The 15,957-nt window shown below is 44.0% G+C and carries 20 protein-coding genes; 8 read left to right on the top strand and 12 right to left on the bottom strand.

Going from position 1 to position 15,957, the window contains the following annotated elements; translation table 11 throughout:
- Positions 1 to 283: 283 nt before the first annotated feature.
- From NT010_03440 to NT010_03415, 6 genes are all read left to right on the top strand, one after another.
- Positions 284 to 721: a VOC family protein gene (locus NT010_03440; GenBank protein ID MCX5805112.1), complete on the top strand. Its 438-nt coding sequence runs from the start codon at positions 284 to 286 to the stop codon at positions 719 to 721.
- 106 nt (positions 722 to 827) lie between these two features.
- Complete coding sequence (locus tag NT010_03435) at positions 828 to 1,232, top strand: nuclear transport factor 2 family protein (protein MCX5805111.1); 405 nt, start codon at positions 828 to 830, stop codon at positions 1,230 to 1,232.
- An 86-nt stretch (positions 1,233 to 1,318) separates the two neighbouring features.
- Positions 1,319 to 1,942, top strand: coding sequence for a DUF2284 domain-containing protein (locus tag NT010_03430; GenBank protein MCX5805110.1), 624 nt, complete (start codon positions 1,319 to 1,321; stop codon positions 1,940 to 1,942).
- A 111-nt stretch (positions 1,943 to 2,053) separates the two neighbouring features.
- Positions 2,054 to 2,332, top strand: a complete 279-nt coding sequence (locus tag NT010_03425; protein MCX5805109.1) for a toxin — start codon at positions 2,054 to 2,056, stop codon at positions 2,330 to 2,332.
- A 6-nt stretch (positions 2,333 to 2,338) separates the two neighbouring features.
- Positions 2,339 to 2,611: a hypothetical protein gene (locus tag NT010_03420; GenBank protein ID MCX5805108.1), complete on the top strand. Its 273-nt coding sequence runs from the start codon at positions 2,339 to 2,341 to the stop codon at positions 2,609 to 2,611.
- A gap of 234 nt (positions 2,612 to 2,845) precedes the next feature.
- Positions 2,846 to 4,213, top strand: a complete 1,368-nt coding sequence (locus NT010_03415) for an FAD-binding oxidoreductase (protein ID MCX5805107.1) — start codon at positions 2,846 to 2,848, stop codon at positions 4,211 to 4,213.
- 7 nt (positions 4,214 to 4,220) lie between these two features.
- On the opposite strand, the gene NT010_03410 is transcribed toward NT010_03415, so the two are convergent.
- From NT010_03410 to NT010_03355, 12 genes are all read right to left on the bottom strand, one after another.
- Positions 4,221 to 4,676: a hypothetical protein gene (locus tag NT010_03410; protein MCX5805106.1), complete on the bottom strand. Its 456-nt coding sequence runs from the start codon at positions 4,674 to 4,676 to the stop codon at positions 4,221 to 4,223.
- Positions 4,677 to 4,688: 12 nt separating this feature from the next.
- Entirely contained in the window at positions 4,689 to 5,864 is a 1,176-nt protein-coding gene (locus tag NT010_03405) for a 4Fe-4S binding protein (protein ID MCX5805105.1), read from the bottom strand.
- On the bottom strand, positions 5,861 to 6,496 hold the full coding sequence (locus NT010_03400; GenBank protein ID MCX5805104.1) for a sulfite exporter TauE/SafE family protein: 636 nt from the start codon (positions 6,494 to 6,496) through the stop codon (positions 5,861 to 5,863). The genes NT010_03405 and NT010_03400 overlap by 4 nt, the downstream gene beginning before the upstream one ends.
- A complete protein-coding gene (locus NT010_03395) occupies positions 6,496 to 7,068 on the bottom strand; it encodes a flavin reductase family protein (protein MCX5805103.1) in 573 nt (190 codons plus the stop codon). Before NT010_03395 ends, NT010_03400 begins: the two co-directional genes overlap by 1 nt.
- Positions 7,065 to 7,250 carry a hypothetical protein gene (locus NT010_03390; protein ID MCX5805102.1) on the bottom strand — a complete coding sequence of 62 codons (186 nt, stop codon included), beginning with the start codon at positions 7,248 to 7,250 and terminating at the stop codon, positions 7,065 to 7,067. The genes NT010_03395 and NT010_03390 overlap by 4 nt, the downstream gene beginning before the upstream one ends.
- A gap of 155 nt (positions 7,251 to 7,405) precedes the next feature.
- A complete protein-coding gene (locus NT010_03385) occupies positions 7,406 to 8,668 on the bottom strand; it encodes an endonuclease Q family protein (GenBank protein MCX5805101.1) in 1,263 nt (420 codons plus the stop codon).
- A gap of 109 nt (positions 8,669 to 8,777) precedes the next feature.
- Entirely contained in the window at positions 8,778 to 10,145 is a 1,368-nt protein-coding gene (locus tag NT010_03380) for an MATE family efflux transporter (GenBank protein MCX5805100.1), read from the bottom strand.
- 145 nt (positions 10,146 to 10,290) lie between these two features.
- Positions 10,291 to 11,280, bottom strand: a complete 990-nt coding sequence (locus NT010_03375) for an alpha/beta fold hydrolase (GenBank protein MCX5805099.1) — start codon at positions 11,278 to 11,280, stop codon at positions 10,291 to 10,293.
- Positions 11,281 to 11,433: 153 nt separating this feature from the next.
- Complete coding sequence (locus NT010_03370) at positions 11,434 to 11,961, bottom strand: YeeE/YedE thiosulfate transporter family protein (protein MCX5805098.1); 528 nt, start codon at positions 11,959 to 11,961, stop codon at positions 11,434 to 11,436.
- Positions 11,954 to 12,484 (bottom strand): YeeE/YedE thiosulfate transporter family protein, encoded by a 531-nt coding sequence (locus NT010_03365; protein ID MCX5805097.1) that lies wholly within the window; start codon positions 12,482 to 12,484, stop codon positions 11,954 to 11,956. Before NT010_03365 ends, NT010_03370 begins: the two co-directional genes overlap by 8 nt.
- Positions 12,485 to 12,642: 158 nt before the next feature.
- Positions 12,643 to 13,005, bottom strand: coding sequence for a TSUP family transporter (locus NT010_03360; GenBank protein ID MCX5805096.1), 363 nt, complete (start codon positions 13,003 to 13,005; stop codon positions 12,643 to 12,645).
- 37 nt (positions 13,006 to 13,042) lie between these two features.
- On the bottom strand, positions 13,043 to 13,831 hold the full coding sequence (locus NT010_03355; GenBank protein ID MCX5805095.1) for an SDR family oxidoreductase: 789 nt from the start codon (positions 13,829 to 13,831) through the stop codon (positions 13,043 to 13,045).
- Positions 13,832 to 14,199: 368 nt separating this feature from the next.
- Here NT010_03355 and NT010_03350 point away from each other — a divergent pair, with 368 nt between their 5' ends.
- Together NT010_03350 and NT010_03345 are read left to right on the top strand one after the other, a co-directional pair.
- Positions 14,200 to 14,961 (top strand): DUF134 domain-containing protein, encoded by a 762-nt coding sequence (locus NT010_03350; GenBank protein MCX5805094.1) that lies wholly within the window; start codon positions 14,200 to 14,202, stop codon positions 14,959 to 14,961.
- Between the two features lie 137 nt (positions 14,962 to 15,098).
- The gene (locus NT010_03345) at positions 15,099 to 15,944 is read left to right on the top strand and encodes an Mrp/NBP35 family ATP-binding protein (GenBank protein MCX5805093.1); all 846 of its coding nucleotides are present in this window, start codon (positions 15,099 to 15,101) and stop codon (positions 15,942 to 15,944) included.
- Positions 15,945 to 15,957 lie beyond the last annotated feature (13 nt).

Genomic DNA, 15,957 nt, shown 5'->3' with positions numbered 1-15,957 from the left:
CGACCTGACCACCCACACAACCTACCTTTTAAGAAACCTATCAAATTGTATTCCCTTTGTCTATTGGTGTCTTGTATAATAGTACGAGACACTGACATTTGAATTAATTGGTAAGACTAAAAAGAAATAATAGTGACAAACAAGTTAAATAACAATAAGTTGACCAACCAGGCATTCCAGCGCATCCGTAAAGCGCCGCGCTGAATTTTTCACTGGCATCACAAGAACATCAAAGAGCGCATTTATCACGCGTGAGTGATAGACGTGCGAAGGGTAGGAATCAATGAAGATAAACAAACTGGATCATATCTCGATCGCAGTCAGGAATCTGGAGGAGGCTCGGAGAACATGGGAACCTGTGTTGGGCAAATCAGAACCGGACGATCGCTATGTGGATGAGTCTGAAAATATTCGCGTGGCCCGTTACTGGATCGGGGAGGTTGGTTTTGAACTGATGGAGTCGACGACATCTGACGGACCAGTAGCAGAATGGATCAAGAAGAACGGTGAAGGCGTCATGGTGGTAAGTCTTAACGTGAATAGCACCCGCGAAGCCACCATGGAACTGAAAGCTGAAAACTACCAGTTTATTCCTGACCAAAAGGGGGAGGTTGCCAGGTCATTTCGGGATTGTGAATTTGCGTTGATCCATCCCAAAGGACTTAACGGTGTGTTAACTGAATTAATTGATTACAAGTGGGATGAACTAAAAGGAAAGTAGGGCCGAATCATCATGATGAGCCAGCAAGTCGATGAAACGGATCGCGGCCCTGGGGCGGACCACTCCCGGTTATCTTTTCGTTATCCGAAAAAAGGAGAAGGATTATATGGAGCCACTGTTTCAAGGCAAAGAGCGTGAAGTATGGGAGACATTGCGAAAGCTGAATGATGCATGGACGAAAAGCGACGGAAAAGACCTCAAAAACTTCTTTCACAAAGACATGGTAGCAATTACGCCAACGGATAGAAATCGGCGCGAAGGCAGAGATGACTGTGTTGCGGGGTGGGTCGGTTTCTTATCCATGGCAAAGGTCCGCAGTTGGGAGGAGATTGACCCCAAGATCCAAATCTACGGTGATGCGGCTGTTGTCACATACTACTTTGATATGGCCTTCGAGATAGGAGGGCAATTAGTCGAGATGGGTGGCCGTGATATGTTTTTCTTTGTTAAAGAAAACGGCAAGTGGTGGGCTGTGGCAGATCAGTTTTCTCCATACCCACAGCCACAATAAGGCGGATAATCATGACGTGCACGCGATCGGCGAAAAAAGGCACTCGCCTCCCGGTGATGCCTACGTTAGCCTGAAGAGAAAATAATATGGGAACCGCACATCTCAATCCATCACCTGAAGAAAAGAAATTTCAAGTTGAAATCAAAGAATTAGAAGGTGTATCTGGCTCACCGCTGTACTATGAACAATACGAGGCTACGATATCTATCTCTTCCATCGTCCATGGGAAGAAATACAGGGAAGCATGTGAAGAATGCCATGAGTTTGGCAAGAACCTTGCTTGTCCTCCATACAGCCCTGACTTCCGTGGATATGTAGACGACCAAAAGTATGCAAGAGTAATATGCATCAGGATACCGCAAGAGCGTTTCGGGAAACATGAAATCCAGGAGAACATGGACAAAGAATGCTTCATAAAAGCCAGAAGCATCCTGGTTAAGGAGTTATTAAGACATAGAAAACAAGGGTACGTAGTTGCCGGGTCCGGTTCATGCTTGAGTTGCGACTTATGTGTTGTAGCAGAAGGTTCCCGTGCCTGCAAGAACCCGGAAAAAAGAATCTACAGTCTCGAATCGCTGGGTGTAGACGTTTCTGCGCTGACAAAGACATGTTTTGATTTTGATCTTGAGTGGAGTACAAAGGAGTACGCTACGGGTTTTATTTGTTCGATTGGAGCGGTATTCATGCATAAAAAAGAAGAGATAGGCTAATAAATCTTTCGGGCCGACCTCGTACCTTGGTGGTTCAACTTCGTATTATCCTCATTGATAAAACGAAACGATGACCTTGATTTGTACAGACAAACGATGTACACTTAAAACATGAAATATGAATGGGACTCCCATAAAAACGAGTGGTTGAAAGCAGAAAGGGGTATATCTTTTGAGAGGATAGTTTTTCATCTGGCCCGAGGCGACGTTTGGAAGCTTGCCGATCATCCGGACCAGGAAAACTACCCCGGGCAAAAGATATACTTCGTTATTGTAGAGGAATATATTTATCTCGTTCCTCATGTGGTTGAAAAAGAATATGTTTTCCTGAAGACGATTATCCCCAGCCGCAAGGCAACCAGGGCATATAAGAAGGAACAGGAGGGTTAGCAAGACATGAAATTCGACAAAGAAGAAAAGACCATTATTAATGCCTATGAGAAAGGGAAGATGAAACTTTCCACTCCATCAAAAAAGGAGATTGAAGCGATACAGGCGACAGCGAAAAAAACTTTAATTAAAGACAAAAGAATAACTATACGCCTCTATGACCACGACTACCAAGGCATTCAAAAGAAAGCACTGGAAATGGGAATACCTTATCAAACCCTTATTTCCGGTATAATCCATCGATATATAGAGGGAGAACTGACTTCAAAAACAGGATAACAAATGCATGAGCCAATCAGCTGGAAAGGCGCCCGCCTCCGGCTGACCTCGTCATTGAGCGTAAAGATTCAGTAAAGACAGGCCTGAAATATATTGGAGATAATGGAGAATAAAAAGAGAGTAGAAAATGACAACTTTTGCTTTTTTATCTGTTGTTGACCGTCCAAGGGAAAACACTTGGAAAATAATGAACACAATGATGCAAAATACCAAATTATATAAGGGGATGTATTAATGATAAGCGCTGATGATATTGAATATTTACAAACAATCCTTGACAGGGACAGGGTTTCCACAGGGGAATCAGTGCTGGAGACTCATTCCCATGACGAGTCTTATCACAGGCACATGCCTCCTGATGTTGTTGTTTGGCCTCATACAACAGAAGAGGTGAGCCGCATTGTAAAACGGGCTTATGAAAAGCATATCCCGGTTACCCCCTGGGGTGCCGGAACAAGCCTTGAAGGCAACCCGATACCTGTTAATGGCGGGATACTGATAAATTTTCAGGAGATGGACAGGATCATTGCCATACGCCAGCAGGATTTTCAGGTAGACCTCCAGGCCGGGGTGATTTACAAGGAACTGAACAAAGTTCTTGGTCATCATGGTCTTTTCTTTCCGCCTGATCCAGGAGCAGCCGCTACTATAGGCGGCATGATAGGCAATAATGCCAGCGGTATCCGTACAGTGAAATACGGCGCAACAAAGGATTATGTGATGAGGCTCGTTGTTGTTCTGCCGGGCGGCAAGGTTATTCATACAGGAAACAGGGCAAGGAAAAGTTCATCCGGCTACAACCTCGTATCCCTTTTTGTGGGGTCAGAAGGCACACTGGGGCTCATCACTGAAGCAACGTTAAGACTTATCCCTTTGCCGGTCAACTTTATGGCAGTAAGGGCAACTTTTCCTTCAGTGTTTGATGCAACGAATACAGTGTTTCAGATCATGAATTCAGGGCTTTCGCCTGCTGCTATGGAATTTCTTGATGAAAAGGTGATCCGGGCTCTGAACAAAGACCATAATCTGTCCCTTGAAGAGTTGCCGACACTGCTTATGGAATTCCACGGATTCAGCGAGAATGGACTCAAGGAGGAAATGACCTTTGTTGATGAGATATGCCGTGAAAACAGTCTTGTATCTATTGATAAGGGCATAGGGCAGACCGAAAGAAGCCGCCTATGGGAGATGCGCCATCTCACATTCGAGTCAATTAAAAGGTCTCATCCCGGATTGCTCCCCCTTATTATGGATGTTGCCGTACCTCTGTCCTGTTACCGCGAAATGGTACAGTTTACAAAAGAACAGGTAAAAGACCTACTGGCATATGTTTTCGGTCATGCAGGCGACGGAAATATACATGTAGTAGTGCTGGACAATCCTGACGACAAAGACCGGTGGAACCGGGTAGAAGAGGCGAACCGGAAAATTGTATATAAGGCCCTTGAATTCGGCGGCACATGCACCGGCGAGCATGGAGTAGGCACAGGCAAGAGGGCGTTTTTGCCTCAGGAGCACGGCGAAGCCCTTGAGGTAATGAAGGTTTTAAAACAGTCCATTGACCCTGAAGGGCTTATGAATCCGGGGAAATTCTTCCTGTAATTAACCCTTATTGTTTCTTCAGGAGGATTCTTGCTGCGCAGCCTGATTTCAGTACATAGGTTTGTCCGATTCCCACAACAGAAGGGTTATATGCCGTAAGCGTTGCTTTACCGGTCTTTGTTTCAATGCTTATGAAAAAATCTTCGAGATTATCTCTGTTATAATCAATTTTTTCTTCAATAATTTGGGGCCAGTTGTTTTGGCGTTCCCAGTTTATCTGGATAAAACCGTTTTGGCGTTCCCCGATGAGTCCGTCAAAAACCGGACGATGGATCAGTGTTTTATATGTATTATGATCAACGGTCTTTATAACCTCTCCGCCGGTGAACCGTGGAGAGACCTTTATTCCTGTAACCGAGACGAGCTTTGAACTGAAGTAATTGAGTCCTATGAATGTGGCAGGGATAACAAGGAAGGCGAGTACCGCACTTGTATATCCGAGAATAGATTTAAACCTGCCCATATTGCAATCCCTTCATAATGAAAGTATACTCCCTGTTGTGATAAGTCTGATGATCCGTATAATGACATCCTGAAAATTACGGCTGGCCATTGTCACTAGAAATAGAAAGGCCGGGTACAGAAAAAGCAGACGGTAAGTGCTTGCATTTCCTGTAAAAGGAGTGCCCTTCACATGAAAATAAAGAGCTCCCTTCGGGCAGGTATCAACACATTTCCCGCATTTAATGCAGGTAAAACGTGTTTTGCCCTTTTCCAGGGTTTCTTCAGTCATTGAGAAGGCAGGGCATGCCTGGATGCATTGTTTACACTTTATACAATTTTCCTGATTAACCCTTATCTCAAAGGGATTAATTTTATTTGTAAAGGATTGAAAGGCGCCAAAGGGGCAGAAAAGGCCGCACTGTGTCCTTTTCCTTGTCAGCATCGGCAAAATAATAACAAGACCCAAAAAGAGGGTAACGAATATTATTGTTTGTATAAATATTTTTACTGATGTAACCTCGACATATTCCGTAACGGTTTTGTAAGGGCACAGCCATTCGCAATATGTCGGATTAAGCAGCATAGCAGAAGTCAATGCCACTGCAAGAAGTACTGCAAAAGGGAGATAGTGCCATTTCGGGTTAATATGCTTTATCATGGGTTTTCTGAATATCCTTGAGAAACCGTCGTCAAGACCACCGAAAAAACATCCCCATCCGCAGAAACCCCGGCCAAGGGCAAGGCTTGCCCCGATCCAGATGATCAGCATGCTTGCAATGGATGCAAAACTGCCTATAATTGTTCCCGGAAAGATGATGGTTTTTGACAATGCCAGAGGAATAATCGTCATGGGTATTACAATATGACAGAAAGGCGTTTTGCAGAGGAGCAGGTTTTCCTGTGATATTGCCATGCTTCCCCGAATTTCGATAAGGTTCGAGATAAAAGAGATGACGAAACAGACCGCATAGGCAATAAACAATGCTGCACGATATTTATCGGTTTTTTCCCTGTAGAGCATCAGAAAGAAGATTGTATTTACAAAAATAAAGGAAACTGCCAGGGCAATTATTTTGTTCGGATCCGTTGGTATTTTACCAGCTGAAAGTATCATGAAGGTGAAGAGCATCATGGGAAGGGTGAGCATCAAAGCTTTTACAAAACTTATTTGTACAGGTGATTCTGCTTTATTGATTTTGTTTGTCATATGTTTTTTATACCACTTACGAGCAAAATGATGCCAGCATAAAAATAGTAGAGACTTATCAAGCCTGCCGACATTTTACCGATGATACTGAGCACGCCAAAGCCTCTTAGCACACCTATGAGCGGCACAGGGATGAAAAAGAGGGAGGTTCCGATAAAGAACATAAAAAAGAACATAAGACTCTGGAAGAGACTTCCCACAGCCGCCGCATTTATAACAGCAAGCAGAAAGGGCGGGCAGAAATTCAAACCCGTAGCAAATCCTATAACAACCGGAAGCAGGGACGGCCACAATACCTTTATTTTATAAAAATACCTGTTGATATGTTCCGCTGCACAGGATGTCTTGATATTAAAAATACTGTACACAATGAGGGATAGGGACAGGACAATGTAGGCCATGCCGATGATCAATTCCCTGTAACCGAGTGTTTCAAGTACGGTTTTATTGATCCCCCAGGCAATTATACCGAAGATGAGATAACCGAAGAGCCTTCCGGCCAGAAACTGTGCGATTAATGAAACATTTTGAAATACTCCCCTGTTTTCCCCAAGCATATAAGGCACAAGGACGGGAGCACAGTAAGCAAGGCAAACTAATCCATTACTGAGTCCGAGGAGAAAGCCCCTCATCAGTCACGTATTTTTTTGCCTATAGAAAATGCCTTTCCGAGGTATTTGCCTACACCGAAATACTTTCGTATCCCAGGGGCATAGATAATAGGTCTTACTTTTTCGATATCTATGGACTTGTTTTTGCCAATGACCGATTCATCAGCTTTGATGTCGAGGATTTCCCCGATAAACTGGGTATGTAAACCCAGTTCAATTGTATGGATCAATCTGCACTCAAGAGCAAAAGGGAACTCTTCGATGAAGGGGGCGTCTACAAGATTGCTCTTTACCGGAGTTAATCCTGCTGCGGATAGCTTGTCTATCTTTTTCCCGGTTGCTATACCGAAATAATCAGCTTCTCTTACATAGCTTTCGGAAGGTATGCTGATGGTAAAGGCCTTGCGTTCCAGAATATTGACGTATGTATATGTGGCCTTTCTCAGGGATATTGCAGCGCAAGGCGGGTCTGAACAGCAGATGTTCCCCCAGGCAACTGTCATGGCATTTGCTTTTCCTCCTTTATCATAAGTTCCGACAACAAAGACTGGTGCCGGATAAACAACGGTTTTTGCGCCAAGGGACTGTTTCATTTCATATCCTCCTGTTGCTGCTTTTCCGGGGTTTTTTCTTCTGATTCTTTTTCGGCCTCATCCAGCAACTCCCTCAAATAAATGCAAAGATGCCGTCTTTCATAGAGCGGTTTATCAGGGTCATATATTACTAAATTTTCCGGGGTTTTTTGTTTAACCGCTGTTTTCTTGTCTTTTTCCATAGTTGCCGAATATTATGTCACAAAATGGAAAAAATTTAAATACTTTAGACAAGGAAGCGGAGAAATGGAAAAACTGTCGATTACATAGTAAGCAGTATTGAATCGGAAAACTGTGTATATAATAACCGATATAATATCAAACAATGAATAGACACTTATGATTCGGAAGAATATTCCTTCCGTTCTGTGCTGTCAAAGATTTTTATTTTTCCGAATTCGCCGTCAAAACCCGGAGTGATGCGGACATTCCCTGCACGCACACGGGATATGGCTTCTCTGATAAGAGGTGAACCCGCCTTTTCAATATCGTCGAGGGGAGAATCCAGAAGGATTTTAAATTCACTTCCGAGTTTCTGTATGAGTCCCTGATATGCGGCATTTACTTTTTTACTGGCAGGGCCGACTTCAAGGGCTTCTCCAAGGATTTCAGGCAGCGGGATTATCGGGTAAAAAGGTAAAGCGCCAACTGGTTTGAACCCGTTTTCCCTGTCGGCAAGTTTTTCAACCCGGTGCATAACCCCCACAGTTACTCTCTTTCCGCATACAGGGCAGAGATAATTATGTGCAATTGTCTCTCCAGGCGAAAGGTTTACATTACACGACCTGTGTCCGTCATAATGGTATTTGCCTTCCTCGGGAAAGAATTCAATTGTTCCAAGAAAACCATTTTTTGTCCTGACGGCATCCGTTACAGCATCATAGGAGTACTCCGTATTGAAGATATTAGCCTCCCGTCCTATTTTGGCAGGCGAATGGGCATCGGAGTTGGACATAAAGGTGATCCTGTCAAGAGCCGAAATCCTCCAGTTCATGGCAGGGTCGGAAGAAAGCCCTGTTTCAATGGCGTAAATGTATGGGGCAAGCTCATCAAAGCATTCTTCCAGTGTATCAAATCCCGATTCGGCCCCGAATACTGAAAACCAAGGGGTCCAGGCGTGAGCAGGTACAAAAAGGCTTTTAGGGCATATATCCAAAACAATCTTCAGAAGTTCCTTTGCGTCGAGCCCCAATATGGGTCTTCCGTCTGAATGGAGATTTCCTATCCTTGACAGCGATGTATAAATTTTTTCAGCATCAACAAAGTCAGGCACATATATGATGGAGTGGATTTTTCGTGTTTTGCCGTTTTTTTTATAAATAGAGCTGATCTCGCAGGAGAGCATGAAGAAAACATCCCCCCTGCATGAGTCCGGAACATCTTTTGACTGAAATTCCTCTTTCAGCGTGAACAATCCGTTGCCTGCAGGCTCGATCTTCTCCTTAAGCTCGGCAAGCCATGCCGGGTGGGTGAAGTCCCCGGTGCCCATGATAGCAATACCCTTTGTCTGTGCCCATTGCCAGAGCGCCTCAGGACACATATCCCTGCTTGTTGCCCTTGAATATTTTGAGTGAATATGTAGGTCGGCAATAAATCGCATGGCTTATTTGCAGTATGCATGTTTGTCATTCGAGAAGCAATTAAAAATCGAATGCTCAATATTTAATCCCATATTCTCCATTAAGAGAAGCAACAATAAAATATCCGGATTATTTGTACCCATATGGATGTGCTAACCATTTTCTATTCCAGTATCTCCTGAAGATAAACAATGCCATGAGGAATTGTGAGAGATTCATTGTCCACCAAACGGATACGGCGCCGAAACCGAGTAATATTACAAAAATATAAGTCAAGGGTACCCGTATAAGCCAGACGACAAGCCCTACAACTATCATCATGCCTTTCGTATCGCCTGCGCCGTTTAATGCCCCGCCAAGTACTACCCATGTGGCCATAAAAGGCTCACTTATCATACTGATATAGATATAGGTAATACATTCAGCAATAACGATGCTGTTATTCGATAAATAAGGTGCTATCCACTTCGCATTCAAAAGAACAACAACTGTTATAAAAGACACGACAACTATACTTATCAGAGTTGTAACAAGTCCGCCACGAAAGGCATCTTCTTTCCTGCCCTCACCGAGCAGATTGCCTACAACTACAGCATTTGCCATATTAAATGCCATTGCAGGGAGAAAAATAGCCGACTCAATGCGTACGCCTGCTGAAAGGGCTGCAAGAACTTCAATGCTGTGCTTCGGCAAAGCACTTAAAATTAAGAAAATTACCATGGAATTTATTTGCCAGAGCCCCTGAAGGAGCGCCGAAGGCCAGCTTATGTTGACAATGGTTTTCACGATCTTCACAGAGAACCTTTTCAATCCTGCCATTAACGGCCAGGTATAATACATATTCAGTATGCTTCCCAGACAGACACTTATTGCTGTTGCAAGTGCAATTCCTCTAAAACCTGTGTTCGTATGAAACACAATGAAAAAAATCAGCACAGTATTGGACAAACAAACAAAAGCCATTGTTTTGAGGGAGGCTTTTACTTTTTTACATGCCCGCAGTATGGCATTTGTATTGATAAGCAGACAATGAAACAGCACGCCCGCAGCATAAATCCTCCCCAGGGGTATGACAATTGGTTTTAATTCAGAAGGTATACGCAGTAATTCAATAATTACAGGTGTTAAAAAAATACCGGAAATGCCCAGTGCAATACCCAGCGCAATGGTAGCCATAATTGTTGAATATATTGATTCGGCCAGCCGATTACCATTTTTTGATGTAAATATCTGTGAAACCACAGCAACAGCGCCTATGCTGAAAGCATTGCCCACTATAATAAAAACAAAGTAAAGCTGGATTACGAAACCATATGCTGCCTGTATCTCCTTGCTTATCCTGCCGGCTACGAAGATATCTAAAAAACCGGTTAAAAATTCAAAAAACATAATGATCATCATAGGCCAGCCTAATGACCAGCTTTCTGAGATGAATTTACGTATATCTTTGCGATTAGGTAACTGCTTTATGTAGTGCCATGTTGCCGTCATTTGCATATTTTCCTTACACCCTCCTGCCATTACTACTTCACAAATTGCTTAATGGTTTTCCGGTCCTGTTATTAAATCAAGATTAATATAACGGGCATCAACGAGAAGCTCTTTATAACCGGTTAGTTTTATACCCTTCTGCAGCAGAAATCTATTTTTTGCCGAGACTTTCCAGCCATTCTTTTATAACCGGCCGGATTTCAGGGCCGACAACCACACCCATGTGTGTTACATCCTTCAACAGTCTCACCTTCACCTTTGTAAATTGTGAAATTGCAGGCTCAAATTTATCAGCGAAAAATGCTTCATCAGCGGTACCGGCGGCAACAAATAGCGGTTTGGTTATGGCGCTGAGGTCTTTCTTGTAGTTGCCAGGAGCGAAGGATGTACTGAGTCGATAGGAATATGATAAGGTTTCGGTCCCGTCGCGCACCTCTTCCGGCATGTTGAAGTCAATAACAGTCATGCCGTTAAACCATTTGATCCCGATATTATTGAGCATAGTGATCCCGATGATTCGACCGGTATAAGGTCTCGCCCATCCTCCGGAGTATGGGCGGATAGTAGGTGCATTATACTGGAGATAGGGGGATAAAAGCATGTAGGCATCTGCCTGCTGCCCGTATTTACTGCCTGCAAACCGTACTGCCAATCCGCCTCCTGACGAATGGCCGCCCACGATAAGTACTGTTTTAGGATTCTCCTTTCGAATCATGGCGATAAAATCTGCCAGATCATCGTCCAATTGGCCAATGTAGTCGACATCGCCGCGCTTTTCTGGTGAATGGCCATGTCCCCGCAAATCAGGAGTATATACACGGGCCAAGCCCTCAGAGCTTATAAAACTTGCCAGAGGAAGAAAATACCGGCTATGCCATCCCGAACCATGCAGCAGGATAATAGCCCTATCCGATTGAGCCGGGTAGTACCGATATGCCAATTGTTTGCTGTCTCTGGCAGTAAAAGTCTTCAGCATCGGTATGTTTCTGTAGTCGATATGCAGCTCTTTGAATGTCAGATTGCTCTTTTTTGGAGCCTGTTTTTTTGGCTTGCCGCCTATGATCAATGCAATGGAAATCCCGAAATAAATCATTATAAATATGAGAATAGAAATAGATATCCATAAAACAGTTTTTTTCACAATTTACCTCGCATAGATTTGGTTTTCACTTTTGTAATGTTTTTTATTGCCCCGCGGGTTAATACCCCGAAGCTTGCCGCGGGGTGATTCATTTCTTCACGCATTCCAATAATTTGCAATATAACATTTAAATTCCATACCCTGAAAGCATGTTTAAAGTTTTTTCTTCTCAAACCACCGGAAAAGGAACAACCCTCCTATGATAAATATTACGATGACAATCCAGTGGTTTATTCCCAGCGCTTCCGGTATGGTAATCTTCCCGTAAACACCCCATTTCAGAACAGTATTTTTAAGAACAGGGAAGAATTCGGCGAACAATGCCGCTCCGGCAAGCATGCCCAGGATACCCCAAACTGCATCCCACCTTCCTTCACCGAAGGCTCCGAGGGATGTGCCGGGGCAATAACCAAGCAAGCCCCATCCGATGCCGAAGATGAGCCCGCCTATAATGTTGCCCCCCAGTATTGTTGGCTTTATGGAAAGTTTGGCAATGCCGAGGTCTTTCAGCAGATAAACGCCTACCATTGCTACAAGGACCGTGGAAAGCATAAATTTTACAATCGTCATATCAATAAGGCGCAGAGCGCCCAACTGCTTGTCATATCTGATTACCCTTGCCTTTTGCAGGAGAAAGCCGAAAATAATGCCTGTTATGAGACCATATACGAGTTCATTCATGTTTGGCACCTCCCCCGTATAGTATTTTGGCCATGATAACTCCGCCGATAAAGAAACATATTAACGCAATAAATCCGCTTATGGCTAACTGGAGCGAACCGCTCAGTCCATGGCCGCTCGGTCACCCGTCTGCCAGACGCGCCCCGAACATGGCGACTATGCCGCCGACAAAGGCTGCAATTGCCCTTTTTGTCCTGCCCGGCCCGAATCTATTCTCCCACATGGTTGGTACGGCCTGCCACCTGAAACTTTTGGATGTTGTTGAAGCGACAATGGAACCGAAGAATATCCCCACCACAAACATCCACTGCCAGTCAATCTTGGGCATCTCCTTTATGAAATATTCCATCTTTGATACACGCTCTGCATTAAAAGCTTTTTCAATGAATCCTGCCGACCGTACGAACGTTGTTGAAGCTCCCACATATTTCCCGGTAAACCAGACGGAAAACACAAGCAGCAATCCTGTTAATGCTCCGGCAATGTAAGGACTCCAACCCTTTGGCTCCCGATTTCCTTCCATGCTGTACCCCCTTTTACTCGATTTTTGCATATCCAAAATACCTGGTTTACATAATTCATTCTATAGCAAGCAAAACGAAAACTGTCAATCCTGAAAAACATCTCGAGGATGGCCTGACAGCCTTTAAAAGAAGTAAAAATCAATCATTAAACCCATATTTATCTGGCAAATATCATCTTTAATGCAACCAGCAGGAGCACTACGCCAAAGATTTTTTCAAGGACAATATTTGACAATACCATTGCAAACTTTGCCCCAAGAAAGCCGCCTAAAAAAAACCCCAAACATATAAAAATTGCTGCCTGTATATTTACATACCCTTGCGTATAGTACATCCATGCTGCAAGCAAACCAATTGGCGGTACCAGCAGAGCCAATGTTGTCCCCTGTGCCTGATGTTGTGAAAAACCAAATAAAAATACAAGTGCAGGAATAATAATAATTCCTCCGCCAATACCAATTAGCCCGCTAAAGATTCCTGCCACCAAGCCCAATATCACATAGAGAATAATGATAACCATACCATAAGCCTCCTGTATTTTTGTTTCTTACGCTGCATCATGGATAATTTTGACCGGTAGGACGAATCATGATTTCATTGATATTGACATGAGGCGGCAATGTGAGAAGCCAGTAAATACCTTCGGCAATGTCCCGGGGTTCAAGTAATTCGCCGAACTGGTTAACGGTATTGAAAAAATTTTCCTTATTATAGCCTGCTACCTCCTGGAATTCGCTAAGCACAATGCCGGGCATAACCGTGGAAACGCGTACACCATGTGCGCAGATCTCACGGCGAAGAGCTTCCGCAATTGCGGCAACGGCAAATTTGCTTGAACCGTAAAATCCGCCGAAGGGCGAAATGTTTCGTCCGACTACCGAACCTATGGCTATGATGTCTCCTGTTTTTCGTTGAGCCATGTATTGTCCAACCCGACGCATCAGGTAAGTAGCACCAAGAACATTAATATGGTAAAGCTCCTGCCACCGGGATTCATCGCTGCTCAGGATACCGCCTGCCAGTCCATGTCCGGCGTTGACAACAACGATATCATACTTACACCCTCCTCCTTCCCAAGCCAGGGCACGATTCAGAAGCAAATCAATGTCTGCCTGAATGCTTGCATCGCCAGTCACAGCCAGTACTTTGCCGTTCTGCCGGGAGATTTCCGAAGCCAATTCATCCAGTCTGTCTTTACGCCGAGCCTGAATCACCACCGCAGCGCCTGCCTGTGCGAGGGTCAAAGCTGTGGCACGTCCTATGCCGGAACTTGCGCCGGTTATAATGGCTGTTTTGCCAAAGAGAAGTTGATTTGCCGTTCTCTCAATTGTTCTGACATAGCTCATTTTTTGCCTCCATTTTATAATTGCGCAGAAAAAAGGCACCAGTGGAACTGATTTACCGGCGATCCGTGGATCCCCTGATTTTTATCTATTATATCTGAAATTGATATTTATAGGAATTCATTTTGTTTTTGGCCATAGCGCCAGGATCAGTTGGGACTCATAGTTTGGGCGATTAGCCAATTACTCATAGACTGTTTATCGGTGCCGATAGTTCATGCGTACGAATGTCTTTACATTAATCCCATATTACCATTAGATAAGTAACAGTGTCGGGCTAATTTTATTGACAATCCATTAATTTGAATATATATTCATATAGCATGGTCTACTACATTGATTTAACAGCCTATCTACAAAGGAGATAAAATATGCCACGTCCGCGGTGCATAAGCAATATAGGTTTTCTCCCCCAGGTAACATACTTCAAACCGGCAGGTGTAAAGATGGCGGACATTGAAGAAGTCGTTCTCCGCCATGATGAGCTGGAAGCGATAAGGCTGAAAGATCTTCTCGGTATACCGCAGGAAGAAGCGGCAGTGCAAATGAATGTATCCCAGCCTACATTCCACCGCCTTTTATTATCCGCTCATGAAAAAATGGCCCACACTGTTGTTAAAGGCAAGGCACTGAGGATAGATGGGGGAAATGTATCGGTTGATGAAAAATTTATCCCGCCCTGCGGCTGGAGAGATGTGTGCAGGCACGGGTGGAAAGGAGAAGATATATATCAAAAAAGAGATGTGTCAACTATTGAAAAAGATATAGGAATAATGAAAATAGCAATAACAAGTATTGACGGAACCATGGAAGGCATGGTTGACGAGCGCTTCGGCAGATGCAGAAAACTTATAATCTATGACCCTGAAAGCAAAAGCTTTGATGTGATTGAAAATATGCAAAATTTTAACGCCCCCCAGGGGGCGGGTATTCAAAGCGCTCAAAATGCCATCAATGCCGGGGCAAAAACGATAATCAGCGGGCATCTGGGTCCCAATGCATTCAGAGTGCTCGGAGCTGCCGGCATTGAGGTATATACGGTATCGAATAAGACAGTTGTACAGGCAATCAGGGAATTTGAGGAAAGCAGTCTTGCTAAGCTGACAGGTCCGGATGTAAACGAGCACTGGTAGGAAAGGAGACAAGCTCATAGCTAACAACGGAAGCGTAGAAAGAAGCTAAAAACAATCCTTGATTACGCCCCGGGGTTCAAGGCAAACAAGTCAATAATAGAAATATATGCAAAACTAAAATCTATTCTGGAGGAAATATGAATTGTGGAGAAGTAACAGATAATACAGCAGACGATAAGTTGCTGGAGGAAAAACTGGCAAGAATTAACCAGATCTTTGTGGTTCTTTCAGGCAAGGGCGGCGTAGGGAAAAGCACTGTAGCGGTAAACCTTGCCTTAAGTCTATCTTTGAGAGGATTGAGAACAGGCATACTTGATGTGGATATCCACGGACCGAGCGTGCCTAAAATGCTTGGCCTGTCAGGACAGCGTGTGGGCATTAAAAATGAAGAGATTGTTCCTGTTGAGGTCTACAATCAACTGAAGGTTATTTCTATGGGGCTTTTGGTTGACGGGACCGAGACGCCGGTAATCTGGAGAGGACCTATGAAAGGCAAAATTATACGGGAGTTTCTCCAGCATGTGGTCTGGGGGGACCTGGATTGCCTTGTGGTAGACTGTCCTCCCGGTACCGGCGATGAACCCCTCTCTATTGCCCAGATCCTGGGCAAAAAAAGCAGCGCTATTATCGTTACCACACCTCAGCAGGTTGCCACAGTTGACGTGGAAAAATGCATTGTTTTTTGCAGACAGCTCGGTCTTCCCATAGCAGGAATTGTAGAGAATATGAGCGGATTTGTCTGCCCTCACTGTGGCGAAGAAGTAAACATATTTTCATCCGGCGGCGGTGAAAAACTTTCGGAAAAATTCAAGGTCCCTTTCCTCGGAAAGATACCTCTTGACCCGGATATTGTAAAGAGCGGCGACGAGGAAAAGCCTTATATGCACTCTTACGCCAATACAAAGACAGCTCAGAAATTTGATGATATTGTAGAGCGGATAGTTATATTCGGAAATAATGAGAGAGCTGTGCAAAGGACGTAAAAGTGGTTGCAGG

The organism is Pseudomonadota bacterium, from assembly GCA_026388275.1.
Taxonomy (GTDB): domain Bacteria; phylum Desulfobacterota; class Syntrophorhabdia; order Syntrophorhabdales; family Syntrophorhabdaceae; genus JAPLKB01.
The sequence above is the reverse complement of the archived record's forward strand: the minus strand, read 5'-3'. Positions and strand labels throughout refer to the sequence as shown.